This window comes from Sphingobium sp. 22B (assembly GCF_001580035.1).
GTDB lineage: Bacteria > Pseudomonadota > Alphaproteobacteria > Sphingomonadales > Sphingomonadaceae > Sphingobium > Sphingobium fuliginis.
Genome location: NZ_LTAB01000053.1, coordinates 1 through 14,550 on the forward strand (window position 1 = coordinate 1; position 14,550 = coordinate 14,550).

A 14,550-nucleotide genomic window follows, 5' to 3' on the forward strand; every position below is an offset into this window, starting at 1 on the left:
GGGTGAAGGCGGTGAAGGCGCCCGCCGGTCCCCCGGCCAGCGCCTTCACCCGCCCCGGTCCGCTGATCGGATCGGACGCGAAGCAGCTCATGCACCTGTTCGGCCAACCCCGGCTCGACATTCGCGAAAGCACCATGCGCAAGCTGCAATTCGCCAATGGCCGCTGCGTGCTGGACGCCTATCTCTACCTCCCGCCGCAGGGGAAGGAGCCGCTCGTCACCCATGTCGATGCGCGTACGCCCACGGGCACGGACGTCGACCCCGCAAGTTGCTCTGCCGCCTTGCAGGCGAAATGATCTTTTTGATGGAAGAGCGAGGCGCTCCCGCGGAAGGCGGGAGCCCCGTTCATGCGCTTGAACAGGACAAGCGCTAGGCCAGCCGCTCCAGCGCCCAGCGAGCCGCCTCCGCCACCACCGGATCGTCATCCGCCACCAGCGCCCGCAACCGGTCCGCCAACCGCCTGTCACCACTGTTCCCCGCCGCGATGGCGGCATTGCGCACCATCCGGTTCCGTCCGATCCGCTTGATGGGGGAGCCTGAGAAAATCTCGCGAAAGCCCGCATCGTCCAGCGCCAGCAGGTCGCCCAGTTCCGGGGCCGCCAGCTCCGCCCGCCCGACAAAGGCGCGGTTCGCCGCCGCCGCGTCCGCGAACTTGTTCCAGGGACAGACGGCCAGACAATCGTCGCAGCCATAGATGCGATTGCCGATCCCGGCTCGAAACTCCTCCGGTATCGGCCCTTTATGCTCGATGGTCAGGTAGGAAATGCACCGCCGCGCATCGACCGTATAGGGCGCGGGAAAGGCGTCGGTGGGGCAGGCCGCCTGACAGGCGGTGCAACTGCCGCAATGGTCCTTCTCCGGCGCATCGGGCGCCAGCGCGATCTCGCTGTAGATCGCCCCCAGGAACAGCCAGCTTCCATGCGCACGGCTGACGAGATTGCTGTGCTTCCCCTGCCAGCCCAGACCCGCGGCCTCGGCCAGCGGCTTTTCCATGACCGGGGCGGTATCGACAAAGACCTTGAGCGCGCCGGGATGCTGCTCAACCAGCCAGCGGGCGAGGGACTTCAACCCCTTCTTGACCACGTCATGATAGTCGCGCCCCTGCGCATAGACCGAAATCCGCCCCCGGTCCGGCACATCCGCCAGCGCCAGCGGATCGCGCCCCGGCGCATAGCTCATCCCCAGCATGACGACGCTGCGCACGTCCGGCCAGAGCCCTTGCGGCGATCCGCGCTGCCCGGCGCGCTCCTCCATCCACAGCATCTCGCCATGATGGCCGGCGTCCAGCCATTGCCGCAGCCTTTCGGCCGAACGCGGCGCCGCATTGGCGGGCGCAATGGCGCAGGCGGCGAAGCCCAGCCGCAACGCTTCGGCCTTAAGCCGCTGTTCCAAGGTTTCGTTTTGCGTTGGCATGCGATGCGACTATCAGAGGCCGATGATCGGGGCTCCTCAACCGACCTATGCCGTCGAAGGGCGTGGTCTTGTCAAGACATTCGGTGATTTCCGGGCGGTGGACGGCATCGACATCGCGGTGCCCGCCGGGTCGATCTACGGCATTCTGGGCCCCAATGGCGCGGGCAAGACGACGATGCTGCGCACGCTGCTCGGCATCATCGATCCCGATGAGGGGCATCGCAGCCTGCTGGGCGATCCCGCGCCGCTGCGCCAGGCGCGCAATGTCGGCTATCTGCCGGAGGAACGCGGCCTCTATCCTTCAATGAAGGCGTTCGAAGCCATCGCCTTCATGGGCGCGCTGCGTGGCCTGCCGCTCAGGATCGGGCGGGAACGCGCCCGCGCCATGCTGGCGGACTATGGCATGGGCGCCTCCGCCGAAAAGCCGATCCGCCAATTGTCGAAGGGCATGGCCCAGACCGTGCAGCTTTTCGGCACCATCGTTCACGAACCGCGCCTGATCGTGCTGGACGAACCCTTTTCCGGCCTCGACGCCTTCAACCAGGGCAAGCTGGAGGCGCTGATCCGGGACCAGGCCCGGCGCGGCGTCACGGTGCTGTTCTCCACCCATGTCATCGCCCATGCCGAACGGCTGTGCGAGCGGGTCGCCATCGTCGCGGGCGGCCGCGTCCGCTTCGAGGGCACGGTGGACGACGCCCGCAACCGGCTGCGCCCGCAGGTGCGCCTGCGCACCCGCGCCAGCGATGGCGGCTGGCGCCGCGCCCTGCCCGCCGAAACCATGGCGCAGGATGGAACCTGGCATTTCGCCCTGCCGCAGGAGGGCATAGAACCGCTGCTGCGCGCCCTGCTCGACGGCAATGCCGGGATCGAAAGCCTGTCGATCGAACGCCCCGGCCTGCACGACGCCTTCGTCGCCATTGCGGGCGAGGCGGCCGCCCGGCAGATGGAGGACGACCAGCAGAGGGAGGAAGCGGCATGACCGAATTGATGCGCGCCGCCTTCGTCATCGCCCGGCGGGATTTCACCGCCGTGGTGCTGTCGCGCACCTTCATCTTCTTCCTGCTGGGGCCGCTGTTCCCGATCGTCATCGGCATGGCGTTCGGCGGGCTGGGCGACAAGATTTCGACCACCGACCTGCGCCCGGTCGTCGGCGTCGCCATGTCCCCCGCCGATGCGGCGCGGATGGAGCGCGCCCATGCCCGGCTGGCGGAGCGCATGGGGCCGCAGGCGCTGCCGGCGCTGCGCCGCGTGCCGCTGTCTCCCGCGCCCCGCGTTCAGTTGGCCGGGGCGAATGCGGACGTCATGGTGATCGTGTCGGGATCGCCCGCCCGGCCGGTGATGACCGGCCAGCCGCAGGACATCCGGCGGCTGGAAGGGGACATCAGCCTGCTCGCCAGCGCCGCCGTGGCCGAAAAGTCGCTGCACATGGTCCAGGTGGAGGCGCAGCAGGTCGCCACCAGCGTCGGCGCGCAGACCCAGGGCAGGCTGGTGATCGGCCGGATCGCGCAGATCGTCGTCTTCTTCCTCACCATCCTGCTCGCGGGCATGATCCTGTCCAATCTGGTCGAGGAAAAGACCAACAAGATCATAGAGATTCTCGCCGCCGCCGTGCCGGTCGACGCGATCTTCCTGGGCAAGCTGATGGCGATGCTGGCGATGAGCTTCGTCGGCATCCTCTTCTGGGGCGGGACCGCCTTCTGCGTGTTCCTGGCGCTGAAGACCCCTGGCGTCAGCCTGCCGGAGCCCGCCATCGGCTGGCCCCTCTTCCTGATGCTGGCCGTCATCTATTTCGCCATGGCCTATACGCTGCTCGGTTCCCTCTTCCTGGGCATCGGCGCGCAGGCGGCGACCGTGCGGGAGGTGCAGACGCTCAACATGCCCGTGACCATGGGGCAGATGCTGATCTTCTTCTTCGCCACCTATGCCGTCGACAAGATGGGATCGCTGCCGGAGGTCGCGGCGGTTATCCTGCCCTTCTCCTCCCCCTTCGCCATGATCGCCCGCGCGGCGCAGGTGGACACGCTCTGGCCCCATCTCCTGGCCATAGGCTGGCAGATGCTCTGGGTCGGCCTCATCATCCGCATCGGCGTGCTGCTGTTCCGCCGCCATGTGCTGAAATCGGGCGGCGGCTGGTGGAAGCAGCTGTTCAGAAGCGCGACAGGCTGACCCTGCTATGGCGGGGCCCATGAACCGGCGGCGCTTTCTGGGCATGGGCGGCTGTGCCGCGACGACGATCGTCCTCTGGCACGCCGGGCTGGGCAGGGCCGCCGCCTATCCTTTCACGCTCAGCGATGCCGAATGGCGCAAGCGCCTGAGCCCGCCCGCCTATCAGGTGCTGCGCAAGCGATCGACCGAATATCCCTTCACCAGTCCCCTCAACAAGGAACATCGCACCGGTATTTTCGCCTGCGCCGGTTGCGGGCAACGGCTTTTCAGCTCGAAGACCAAGTTCGACAGCGGCACGGGCTGGCCCAGCTTCTGGGCGCCGCTGCCCCGCGCCGTCGGCACCTCGCGCGATTTCGAACTGGGCTATCCGCGAGCGGAGGTGCATTGCGCCCGCTGCGGCGGCCATCTGGGCCATGTGTTCGATGACGGGCCGAAGCCCACCGGCAAGCGCTATTGCATGAACGGCGTTGCGCTGGCCTTTGTCGCCGGCTGAGCGATCACCTTGTAGATGCGGAGCGGCCCCTTGGTGGGAACCGGCTGCAGCCAGCGCGGCGGCCGGTTGCGCTTCAACGCCGCGGCCAGGCCCTTCGGGAAGTCGGCGCGATAATGTTTGATCTCGTTCATCTCGTTGCAGATCAGCAGATAATCCGCGCCCCTGCCGCCATTCAGGCGCATGATGGTCGCAAAGGCCTTTTCGGGCGATTCCGTGAAACCGTCGATGACCGCGGTGATGCCGGCGGCATTGCGGTGATGGGCCGTGCCGATCACGCTGTGCCCGGTTCGCACGAGGATGTCGGGCCCCAGATCGAGCGGCGCGAACAGGGTCGAGCGGGGCAGCGCCCGCAAGGGAGCCAGCAGCGCGGCCGTCCGGCAATTGACGGTTTCGGGCTGCTCCTTCTCCGCCGCGCCGCTCGTGATCAATATCCAGGCGCCGCACAGGCCCGCCGGGGTGAGCAATATGGCGACGCTCGCCGTCACCAGAATGCGCGCCACGGCCCTGCTCCAGCTCTGGATATGCTGAAAGATCGCCAGCAGCAGCCAGGCCGTGCCGGGCAGCGCCAGGACATGCGCCACCGACATGGCGCGCAGGACGAGGATCGCGACCGCCAGCGCTCCGGTCAGCAGCAGGGCAATGACGATCCAGCGGTCCCGCGCCTCCCTTTCCGTGGCGCGCCAGGCCGCGACGATCGTGCTGACCAGCCCCATGGCCGCCGGCAGCAGGATGATCCCCGCCATCAGAAGACCCTGTTCCCAGACCGGGCGGCCCTCCTTCACCTGGAGATACCATAAGCGATAGGCCACCGGACCGAGCGCCTTGAAGGGATCGCCGGAAAGGCAGGCTCCGCCGCTCAGCAGGAACACGCCGGCCGCCGTGACTCCTGCCGCCGCCGTCGCCATGAAGCGTCGCCGGACGCTGGTCGTGCCGATCAGGCGCAGGGCAAGCGGCATCGCCAGCGCAAAAGCCACGAGCGGCCAGATATAGGCTGCCGAAAGGCTGTCGCAATATCGGACCAGCGCCGCACCGGGGCCGCGCAGCAGCAGCAGGAGGAGGAGCGCGCCGCCGCCCAGCGTGGCGGCATAGGCGGCGATCCGCGCCGCCTCCCACCGGTCGAACCAGGTCCGCAGGGCGAAGGCGCCGGCGAACAGCGCGGCATAGGGCAGCGCCTCGCTGGAGATCTGAAGCCACACCGCCAGCGCGAGGCCGGCCGTGAAGCCGCCCCTCAGGCGACGGGCATCCAGTGCGCCGCACAGGGCCATGGCCGCCATCCAGATCTGCCACCCGTGATGGTCGATCCGGAACGGGGTGAACTGGACCAGGATGGTCGGCGTGGTCAGCAGCAGCGCAACCGCCAGCATCGGGACGAAGACGCCGCCGGCAGCGCGCCGCGCCGCCAGGAAGACCGTGCCCGTCAGCCCGCCCAGCAGCAGCAGCGGCACCAGCGCACAGGCGGCGACTTCGGCCCTTGCAGGCCCAAGCAGCGGTTGCAGCATCAGAATCAGCGCGGCGATCGGCATGTCGACGATGCGCGACCAGTGCATCGGTCCGCCCGCCGGCGGGTTTACCCGGTGCTGGCTGACGTCCCAGAAATCCTGGCCATGCAGCCAGTCGCGGACCTGTTGCAGCCGCATGGCGTCATCGGGATCGCGGAATTCGAGCGTGGTCAGCCCGTTGCGGAACAGCCAGAGCATGACCGCGCAGCACAGGGCCCAGAGCAGCAGGACCGCCACGCCGATCTGCCAACCGGCGATAGAGGCTGTCTTGGGAAGGCGGCCGCTGTCAGGCGCGGGCGAAGATGCCATATTTCCGGATCGCATAGACGGACAGGAAGCTCACCGGCACGGCCGCCAGCTTGGCCATGGCGGGCGGAAGCCCCAGGCTGCTCAGCCCGCCCACCAGTCCCATGGTGATCGCCATGCCGATCAGGGCGCTGAGGATGAAGGCGATCCGCTGTCCATGCGTCGCCGGCTGCTGCATGTCGAACACGAATTGCGTGCTGATCATCCAGTGCAGGACCAGTCCGCCCGAATAGCCGCCGAACGCAGCAATGGCAGGCGGCACGCCCAGCCGGTGGAACAGCATGAACAGAGCGAAATCGGCCGACAGCGCGCAGATGCTGGCCAGAAGATAGCGCGTGAAGGTGAAACGGCCGAAGACGGCGTTGAACGGCCCGGCCATGCTCCGCACCCAATGGGGCATGGGGTTCAGGCCGCCTTCAGACGATTGGGCACCAGCCTTTCGCTGGCGAGCGCGGCGCGCCGGCCGGCTGCGTCCTGCCCTTCCTCGCCCGCTTCGTGATATTCGGCATCCTCATTGACCGCCCAGATGTCGTAAAGCTGCTCGCCCGCCTCGATATTGCGGACCGTCAGCATCGCCGTCATCATCGCATGGTCCTGATTATTGTAGCGGTGCATGCCGTTGCGGCCGACCAGATGCAGCGTCGGATAAAGCCGCTGCAATTCGGTGCGCATCGCAAGGACATTGTCGGCATAGCCGTCATCATAGACCGGATAGGCCTTTTCCTGCCGCACCACCGCGCCGCCGACGACATCGGCGGGGTCGCACAGGCCCAGGCTCGCCATTTCCTTCTTCGCCAGTTCGATCAGATCGGCGTCGCTCGACGACCAGAGGCCATCGCCCTCGAAGCAGAAATATTCCAGGCCGACGCAAGCCAGATCGGGGTCCGGCACCATTTCGGGGGACCAGCTCCGAAAATTCTGGATGCGGCCGACCTGCACCTTCGGATCGTGGATATAGATCCAGTTGTCGGGGAAGATGTCCTCGCCCTTCACCATCAGCGCCACGGTCAGGAAATCGCGATATTTAAGGTCCATCGCCTGGCCCAGCGTCGCGGGCAGCGGACGGATGCGGCCGGCCAGCTCGCGCATCGGGGCGGAACTGATGACATGGCCGGCGGTGATGGCGACTTCGCCGTCCGGGCCGCGCGCCACCATGCGCCAGCCGCCGCTCGCCTGATCCTGCGACAATTGCTCCAGGCTGTGCGCCATCAGCACGCGGTTGCCCCGCGCGACCACGAAGTCGCGGGCCGCTTCCCACATCATGCCGGGGCCAAGGCGCGGATAGCGGAAGCTTTCCAGCAGCGTCTTGGTCGCCATGCCGTCATTGGGCTTTTTGTTGAGGCCCAGGGATCGCCTGAGGCCGTCGGTCACAGCGCCCCAGAGCGACAGGCCCTTGATGCGCTGCGCCGCCCAGTCCGCTGACATCTCGTCGCAGGGCATGCCCCACACCTTCTCCGTATAGGTCTTGAAGAAGATCGAGAACAGCTTGTGGCCGAAGGCGTTGACCGTCCAGTCCTGGAAGGAACGGACATCGCGATTGGGGAACAGCTTCGCCTTGGCGAAGCTCGCCATGCAGAGCGCCGATCGCCACAATCCCAGATTGCCGAGCGCTTCGAAGGCGCGCAGCGGATAGCTGTAGAATTTGCCTTCATAATAGATGCGGCTCATCCGCGGGCGCTGGATGAAGTCGTCGGGCAGTATCTCGTTCCAGAGGTCGACGACCTCCTTCGACTTGGAAAAGAACCGATGGCCGCCAATGTCGAAACGGAAGCCGTTCAGTTCCACCGTTCTGCTGATGCCGCCGACATAGACCGGGTCTTTTTCGATGACGCTGACCGAATAGCCCTTCTTGGTCAGCAGATAGGCGGCCGTCAACCCAGCCGGCCCCGCGCCAATGATGGCGACATCCACATGGTGGTCGTTCTGCGGCATCCAAGGCCCCCCGGTGAAATCCTTCGCCGGTTTAGGTGAAGGAAATCTTCTAAGGAGTAGTTAATAGCCGGTAACAATGCAAGATAAGGCAAGGCCGGCGGCCATGGTGAGCCGCCGGCCTCCACTCTTTTCAAAAGGGCGGATCAGCCCTGGCGCTGTGCCTGGATCAGCGTGTTGAGGTCCGTGCGGGCGCCGTCGAGCGCCTCGCCGAAACAGGCGCGATAGTCCGGCGTGGCGGGCAGGATCGATCCGTTCATCCAGCCGCAGACCTTCTTCGCCGCCTTGGTGATGCGGGAGTCGGCCACGCGGACGCCATGGGTGCTGGCAAGGTTCAGGTCAGCCATCGACACGGCGATGCTGCGGGTTTCCGTCCCGGTGCGGCCGTCGACCACCACGTCCATATCGTTGATGCCGGCAAAGGCATTTGCTGCGGGCAAGGCAAGGGTCATCGCGGCGGTCAGCGCCACCAACGTCTTTCTGGTCATCCTGTATCTCCTGTCGAACTCTTATCGGATCTGCCCAACGCCTGACGTGGGAGTAGGGTCCTCTTCTAAATAGGCTTCGCGAAGGCATATGAAAAGGGGCCACTTGGCAGAAAGTGGCTGAAAACCGCTATTTTTGCGGATGCGAAAGGATCGGCGCCCTTTCGCATCCGCATCAATCGCCCTTAGTGGCGGAAGTGGCGCATGCCGGTGAAGACCATCGCCAGACCCGCTTCGTCAGCAGCGGCGATCACTTCCTCGTCGCGGATGGAGCCGCCGGGCTGGATCACCGCCGTCGCGCCCGCCTCGACCGCCGCCAGCAGGCCGTCGGCAAAGGGGAAGAAGGCGTCCGACGCAACCGCCGAACCGATGGTCCGGGCCTCCGCCCAGCCGGCCTTTTCCGCGGCATCCTTCGCCTTCCACGCGGCGATGCGCGCGGATTCCAGCCGGTTCATCTGTCCCGCGCCGATGCCGGCGGTGCTGTTGCCCTTGGCATAGACGATGGCGTTCGACTTCACATGCTTGGCGACGGTCCAGGCGAACAGGCAGTCGTTCAGTTCCTGCTCGGTAGGCGCGCGCTTCGTCACCACCTTCAGCTGATCGCGGCTGACGCGGCCATTGTCGCGGCCCTGCACCAGCAGACCGCCGGCAATGCTCTTGATCTGGAGGCCGGCACGGGCCGGATCGGGCAGGTCGCCGGTCAGCAGCAGGCGAAGGTTCTTCTTCCTGGCGAAGATCGCCTTGGCGTCCTCGTCCGCATCGGGGGCGGCGACGACTTCGGTGAAGATGCCGCTGATCGCCTCGGCGGTCGGACCGTCAAGCGGGCGGTTGACGGCGATGATGCCGCCGAATGCCGACACGCTGTCGCAGGCAAGCGCGGCTTCATAGGCTTCGATCAGCGTGGCGCCGGTGGCGACGCCGCAGGGATTGGCATGCTTGACGATCACCACGGTCGGCGGGCCGTCGCGGAACTCGCTGACCAGCTCCAGCGCGGCGTCGGCGTCGTTGTAATTATTGTAGCTGAGTTCCTTGCCCTGAATCTGCTTCGCCTGGGCGATACCGTTGGCCGACGGGCCGACGGGCAGGTAGAGGGCAGCCGACTGATGCGGGTTTTCGCCATAGCGCAGCGTCGAACCCAGCGTGCTGGAGACCGAGAGGCTTTCGGGGAACTGCACGCCCTGATCGGCAAAGGCGAACCAGCTTGCGATCATCGCGTCGTAAGCGGCGGTGGCGGCATAGGCCTTGGCCGCCAGCATGCGCCGGAAGTCGTAGCTGGTCGCGCCGCCCTTCTCCTCCATTTCCGCGATCAGCCGGGCATAGTCGGCGGGGTCGGTGACGATGGCCACGCTCTCATGATTCTTCGCGGCGGAACGGACCATGGATGGGCCGCCAATGTCGATATTCTCGATGATCTCCTCGCGCTCCGCGCCCTTGGCGACGGTGGCGGCGAAGGGATAGAGGTTGACGACCACCAGATCGATCGCGCCGATGTCGTGCGCCTGCATGGAGGCGACATGATCGGGATTGTTCCGCACGGCGAGCAGGCCGCCATGGACCTTCGGATGCAGCGTCTTGACGCGGCCGTCCATCATTTCCGGGAAGCCGGTGAGGTCGGAGATGTCCTTGACCTCCAGACCCGCCTCGCGCAGCGCCTTGGCCGTGCCGCCGGTCGACACCAGCTCGACCCCATGCCTGCCCAGCGCCTGGCCCAGTTCGATGAGGCCGGACTTGTCCGAAACGGAAAGAAGGGCGCGCTTGATGATGACGTCTGACATGGAGGTGCTTCCTGCTGCTGTTCGGGTGCCGCTCAGGCTTGCCGCAGGCCTCTAGAGCGATTCCGAGCGAAAGGGAACATTCGCCGTCCCGGAAATCGCGGCAATCGCCATGGGGCAAGCCGGCCACCCCATTGCACGGACCGCGAGGCGCTCAGCTCACCTTTTTCAGCAACCACCCCACGGTCGAGCCGCCCGGAAGGGCCTCGCTGGTGACAGCCAGCTGCCTTGTGCCATGGGGACGGCCTTGGGCATCCACCCACAGGCTTTCCTCGATTGCCAGCTTCCCCGCATTGGCGCGGAACTGCCATGTCGCGCCGGTGTCGATGCGCAGCAGGGCGCCCATGCCGTCGGCGGTGGGCGTGGGCTCGACGCCGGGGGCGAGGTGGAATCGAAGCTGGACCGGCAGCTTCACCGGCTTGCGCCGCCGCACCGCGGGCGTCAGCATGTCCTCGCCACGGATTTCCTTGCCGTCCGCGCTCATCAGCAGCAGGCGGCGGTGGACATAGCCCATGCGCCGCACATAGCCGTCATGGCTGAGGTCGAGGCGGCTGCCGCTTTCCGTCTCCTGCCGGTTGATCTCCACCTCGGTCACGCCCTTGCCCAGCGTGCCGTCGGGCAGCAGGGCGGTGGAATTGCTGTCGTCCAGCACCAATGTGCTGTGCGCCGCGGTGGTGCGCAGCCCCTGCGCCAGATCGCGCGGCATCCACGCGCCCTCCAGCGCGGCGCCGCCGCAGTTGACTATAAGCCGTTGCTGCCCGTCGCTGATCTCGACCGCGCCGGTGGAGGCGCAGCCCGCATCGGCCAGTTGGGCGACGGGGGGCGGGGCGGCATCGACTTGCACCACGGTGCCCCCGGCGGCGAGCCGCTGATAGCCCCAGCCATTGGCCTGCCGCAGCGGACGGGCGCGCACGCGGCTGGCGCGGATGACGGCGTCGATCGTGGCGGGATCGATGGCGCCCGCGCCCTGCCAGTTGCCAAGCCCGCCATCGCCATGGGTGAGGCCGAGCAGGGCCGGCACGGCCTTGGCCAGTGCCTCCTTCAGCAAGGCAGGCGTCTGTTCGCGGCGCACTTCATAGACGGCGGCGACCATGGTCAGCAGCATGATCGCTTCCAGCTGGTCCAGCGGCGAGCGCGAGATGATGCCGCCGTCGCCATGGAGGCCGCTGTCGAGCGCGCGCTTGAGGCCGGCTTCTCCGAACAGCTTGCGCGCCGCGCCGCCCGGCAGCAGCATCGACGCCGCGACGATCCCGCCCCAGGCGACCAGGCGCGGCAGGCCGACCGGCGCCTTGTCCGCGCTGCGGTCCAGATGACGGGCGGTGCGGGCGATGCAGTTCAGCACCAGAGAGCGATAGACGAGGTCGCTCGACGAAAGGATCAGCGGCGCATGGGCCGACCAGAAGAGCAGGCGCCAGCCCGCATTGTCGGCGCGCCATGCGGGTTCGCTGGGCGTGTCGGCATGGGCGGCGAGCCATTTGCGCATCACGCCTTCGGCAATCGGCGCGGCCTGTTCGCGGGTGGCCACGGTGGCAAGGTCGCGCAGCCAGTGGAAGCCGTGCAGATAATCGGCAAAGCCCGCCGTCACGCCCGGATTGGCGAAATCCAGCCTGTCGAGAGGCAGTTTCAGGCCTCGGAACAGGAAATAGCCGGCGCGGATCGCCTGACCCGCATGGGCATTGCCCGGTATTTCATCGTCGGGCACGGCAAGCAGCTTGAGCGGATATTTGCCCTTCAGCCGGCGGCCGTGGATCGGCGTCTTCCAGCTCAGCAGATAGAAGCGGTTGGCGATGCGCTGCGCCAGCGAAAGTCCCTTGTCATCCGCGATGCGGATGAGCCGCTTGCCCTGTTCGATCCCGTCCTCCGGGCCGGGGCCGGCCTCCTCGGGGGCGGAATGGGGGGAAGGGCGGCGGCGGTCGCTCACCCGCCGCGCAGCGTCCGGATGTTGTCGGCATAGGCGGACGGACCGCCCCGGAAGGTCGCGGTGCCGGCCACCAGAACGTCGGCGCCCGCCCCGATCGCCTGTGGCGCGGTGGCGAAGTCGATGCCGCCGTCCACCTGCAGACGAATGTCGCGCCCGGACTTCTCGATCATCTTCCGGATCGCCTCGATCTTGCGGAGCTGGCTGGCGATGAAGCTCTGTCCGCCGAAGCCCGGATTGACGCTCATCACCAGGATCAGGTCGACATCGTCGATCAGGTAATCCAGCATCTTGGCCGGGGTGCCGGGGTTCAGCACCACGCCCGCCTGCACGCCCAGCGACTTGATGTGCTGGATGGAGCGGTGGATATGCGGTCCGGCCTCCGGATGGACGGTCAATATGTCGGCGCCCGCCTCCGCAAAGGCGTTCAGATACTGGTCCACCGGGGAAATCATCAGGTGGACGTCGAACGGCTTCTTCGTATGCGGACGCAGCGCCTTCACCACGCCGGGACCAATGGTGATGTTGGGTACGAAATGGCCGTCCATCACGTCGATATGGATCCAGTCCGCACCCGCTTCGTCGATGGCGCGGACCTCCTCGCCCAGACGGGCGAAATCGGCGGACAGGATGGAGGGTGAGATCAGGATCGGGCTGGTCATTTGACCATCGGCCTTAGCCTTGGCCGCAGGTCAGGGCAACGCCCGATTAACGCTATCCACAGGCTTTTGGCGACAGGCGTCGGCGTGCGGACTCGGCCGGCCTGTCAGGACAGGATGAACAGCGTGGGATCAAGGCCGGTCGACGGCCTGGAACCCCTGGGCAGGAACTGCTTGACGCCATGCAGCGCAACCACCTGATTTCGCTGGATGATGGGCGCGGCGATCAGGCGCATGGCGCATTCGCCGCCGTCCGCCGGGCGGATGTCGACATCCACCGTGAAGCCGCGCCTGTGGCGTATCGCATAGGCGCGCAACTGCTCCATCGCGGCACGGCTTTCGGGCGTGTAGAGCGACACCGCGAGCGGGCGGGGGACCGTCATCCCGCGTTCCAGCCCGAAAATGTCATAGACCCCGTCCGTCCAGTTCAGGCTGTCGTCGCTGAGGTCGCAATGCCACAGGCCCAGGCCGCGCTCCGCCAGCGCCCCATCGTCGCGGGCGATCCGGTCGTCCAGCATCACCGGCGCAAGATGGTCGCGCAACGCATAGAGCGGCCAGCTATGGTTCAGGGGAAGGGGCTCGGTCGGGCGCAAGGCAGGTCTTTCTGAATGCCGGATCGCACCATAGGGTTGCTTGGTTAAGGCTTAGTGGATCGTATCAGCCTTGCAACGAAAAAGCCGTCGGTTCCGCCCTGCGCGGCAAGGCTGTCCGGCAGGGTGCGGACCCATCCTTGCGCCGTCGGCACGATGCCGTCGGGCAGCTCGCCGGGCGTCGCGGGCAGCGGGCTGAAATCCGGCCGGGCGTCGATGAAGCGGGCGATCTGCTCCTCGCCCTCGGCCCGTTCGAGCGAGCAGGTGGCGTAGATCAGCGTGCCGCCGGGCTTCAGCCATGCCGCAGCGCGAGCCAGCAGTTCGGTCTGGAGTTCGGCCAGCTCCGCGATCTGGCGCGGGCCGATGCGGTGCAGCACGTCGGGATGCCGGCGGTAGATGCCGGTTGCGGTGCAGGGCGCGTCGAGCAGGATGGCGTCGGCCGCCCCATCGGGTTCCCATGCGCGCAGGTCGCCCTGCACGATGGCGGCGGAAAGGCCGGTCCGCGCCAGATTTTCGCCCAATCGTTCAAGGCGCTTCTTCGACTGGTCGACCGCCGTGACGCGCCACCCCGCGGCGGCAAGCTGCATCGTCTTGCCGCCGGGCGCGGCACAAAGGTCGAGGACGTGGCGTCCCTCGCCCACGCCCAACAGGCGCGCGGGGGTGGAGGCGGCCAGATCCTGCACCCACCAGGCGCCTTCGCTGAAGCCGGGCAGGTCGGGGATCGCTGCACCTTCGGGCAGGCGGACATGCCCGGGGGCAAGGCTCCGGCCGTTGAGCGCTTCGGCCCAATGCGCGGTCCGGGCGGGATCGCGAAGGCTGATGTCGACCGGCGGACGCTGGGCATAGGCGTGCGCAGCGGCCTGCGGCATGGCGTCCCCCCATTGCGCGGCCCAGCGGCTGGCGGTCTCCGGCGGCAGGGTGGGGGGTGAGGGAAGCGCCGGATCGGCGCGGGTCAGCGTGCCGAAGACGCCGTGCACCAGCTTGCGCGGACCGCCATCCACCAGCGGCAGGGCGGTGGCGATGGCGGCGTGCGGCGCGGTGCCCAGCGCCAGCACCTGGATAAGGGCGATGCGCAGGACCATGCGCGCCTTGGCGTCATGCGGCAGCGGCTGGCGCGTGGCGCTGTCGATCAGCGCGTCGAGATCGGGCAGGTGGCGCAGCGTCTCGGCAGCGATGGCGTGAACCAGCGCCCGGTCGGCGGGAGCAAGCCCCTGCGCCGCGCCATGCAGCGCCAGTTCAAGCGGATCGCCGCGCCGAAGCACGGCGTCGAGCAGGCGAAGCGCTGCGCGGCGATCCGCTTGAACTGGCGCTGCATGGCGC

Annotated in this window: 14 protein-coding genes; 4 read left to right on the forward strand and 10 right to left on the reverse strand. The window is 67.3% G+C overall.

Going from position 1 to position 14,550, the window contains the following annotated elements; all coding sequences use genetic code 11:
• Window positions 1-296 (forward strand): hypothetical protein (locus A0J57_RS24255; RefSeq protein ID WP_062017448.1); only part of this gene is annotated, 296 nt, incomplete at its 5' end.
• A gap of 73 nt (window positions 297-369) precedes the next feature.
• Here the strand turns inward: A0J57_RS24255 and queG are convergent.
• Window positions 370-1,392, reverse strand: a complete 1,023-nt coding sequence (queG, locus tag A0J57_RS24260) for a tRNA epoxyqueuosine(34) reductase QueG (RefSeq protein WP_082718834.1) — start codon at window positions 1,390-1,392, stop codon at window positions 370-372.
• Between the two features lie 43 nt (window positions 1,393-1,435).
• On the opposite strand from queG, the gene A0J57_RS24265 reads away from it, so the two are divergent.
• The 3 genes from A0J57_RS24265 to msrB are packed head-to-tail and all read left to right on the forward strand — an operon-like array spanning window position 1,436 to window position 4,072.
• Entirely contained in the window at window positions 1,436-2,392 is a 957-nt protein-coding gene (locus tag A0J57_RS24265; protein ID WP_044661195.1) for an ABC transporter ATP-binding protein, read from the forward strand.
• Window positions 2,389-3,579: an ABC transporter permease gene (locus tag A0J57_RS24270; RefSeq protein WP_061940749.1), complete on the forward strand. Its 1,191-nt coding sequence runs from the start codon at window positions 2,389-2,391 to the stop codon at window positions 3,577-3,579. The genes A0J57_RS24265 and A0J57_RS24270 overlap by 4 nt, the downstream gene beginning before the upstream one ends.
• A gap of 7 nt (window positions 3,580-3,586) precedes the next feature.
• Window positions 3,587-4,072: a peptide-methionine (R)-S-oxide reductase MsrB gene (gene msrB, locus A0J57_RS24275; RefSeq protein ID WP_101756505.1), complete on the forward strand. Its 486-nt coding sequence runs from the start codon at window positions 3,587-3,589 to the stop codon at window positions 4,070-4,072.
• On the opposite strand, the gene A0J57_RS24280 is transcribed toward msrB, so the two are convergent.
• The 9 genes from A0J57_RS24280 to A0J57_RS24320 form a co-directional block, all read right to left on the reverse strand.
• Window positions 4,030-5,880, reverse strand: coding sequence for a hypothetical protein (locus A0J57_RS24280; protein ID WP_061940751.1), 1,851 nt, complete (start codon window positions 5,878-5,880; stop codon window positions 4,030-4,032). The genes msrB and A0J57_RS24280 overlap by 43 nt on opposite strands.
• Window positions 5,858-6,277 carry a GtrA family protein gene (locus tag A0J57_RS24285; protein WP_061940754.1) on the reverse strand — a complete coding sequence of 140 codons (420 nt, stop codon included), beginning with the start codon at window positions 6,275-6,277 and terminating at the stop codon, window positions 5,858-5,860. The genes A0J57_RS24280 and A0J57_RS24285 overlap by 23 nt, the downstream gene beginning before the upstream one ends.
• 5 nt (window positions 6,278-6,282) lie before the next feature.
• A complete protein-coding gene (locus A0J57_RS24290; protein WP_061940757.1) occupies window positions 6,283-7,809 on the reverse strand; it encodes an NAD(P)/FAD-dependent oxidoreductase in 1,527 nt (508 codons plus the stop codon).
• Between the two features lie 143 nt (window positions 7,810-7,952).
• Window positions 7,953-8,294: a UrcA family protein gene (locus tag A0J57_RS24295; RefSeq protein ID WP_044661200.1), complete on the reverse strand. Its 342-nt coding sequence runs from the start codon at window positions 8,292-8,294 to the stop codon at window positions 7,953-7,955.
• A 182-nt stretch (window positions 8,295-8,476) separates the two neighbouring features.
• Window positions 8,477-10,066: a bifunctional phosphoribosylaminoimidazolecarboxamide formyltransferase/IMP cyclohydrolase gene (gene purH, locus A0J57_RS24300; RefSeq protein ID WP_048576386.1), complete on the reverse strand. Its 1,590-nt coding sequence runs from the start codon at window positions 10,064-10,066 to the stop codon at window positions 8,477-8,479.
• A gap of 151 nt (window positions 10,067-10,217) precedes the next feature.
• Window positions 10,218-11,984 carry a heparinase II/III family protein gene (locus tag A0J57_RS24305; RefSeq protein ID WP_061940760.1) on the reverse strand — a complete coding sequence of 589 codons (1,767 nt, stop codon included), beginning with the start codon at window positions 11,982-11,984 and terminating at the stop codon, window positions 10,218-10,220.
• Window positions 11,981-12,643, reverse strand: coding sequence for a ribulose-phosphate 3-epimerase (rpe, locus tag A0J57_RS24310; protein WP_048576387.1), 663 nt, complete (start codon window positions 12,641-12,643; stop codon window positions 11,981-11,983). Before rpe ends, A0J57_RS24305 begins: the two co-directional genes overlap by 4 nt.
• A 104-nt stretch (window positions 12,644-12,747) precedes the next feature.
• A complete protein-coding gene (locus A0J57_RS24315) occupies window positions 12,748-13,233 on the reverse strand; it encodes a hypothetical protein (protein ID WP_048576388.1) in 486 nt (161 codons plus the stop codon).
• Window positions 13,234-13,277: 44 nt separating this feature from the next.
• Window positions 13,278-14,550, reverse strand: a 1,273-nt coding sequence (locus A0J57_RS24320; protein WP_062017451.1) for an RsmB/NOP family class I SAM-dependent RNA methyltransferase, incomplete at its 5' end; no start/stop codon positions are given.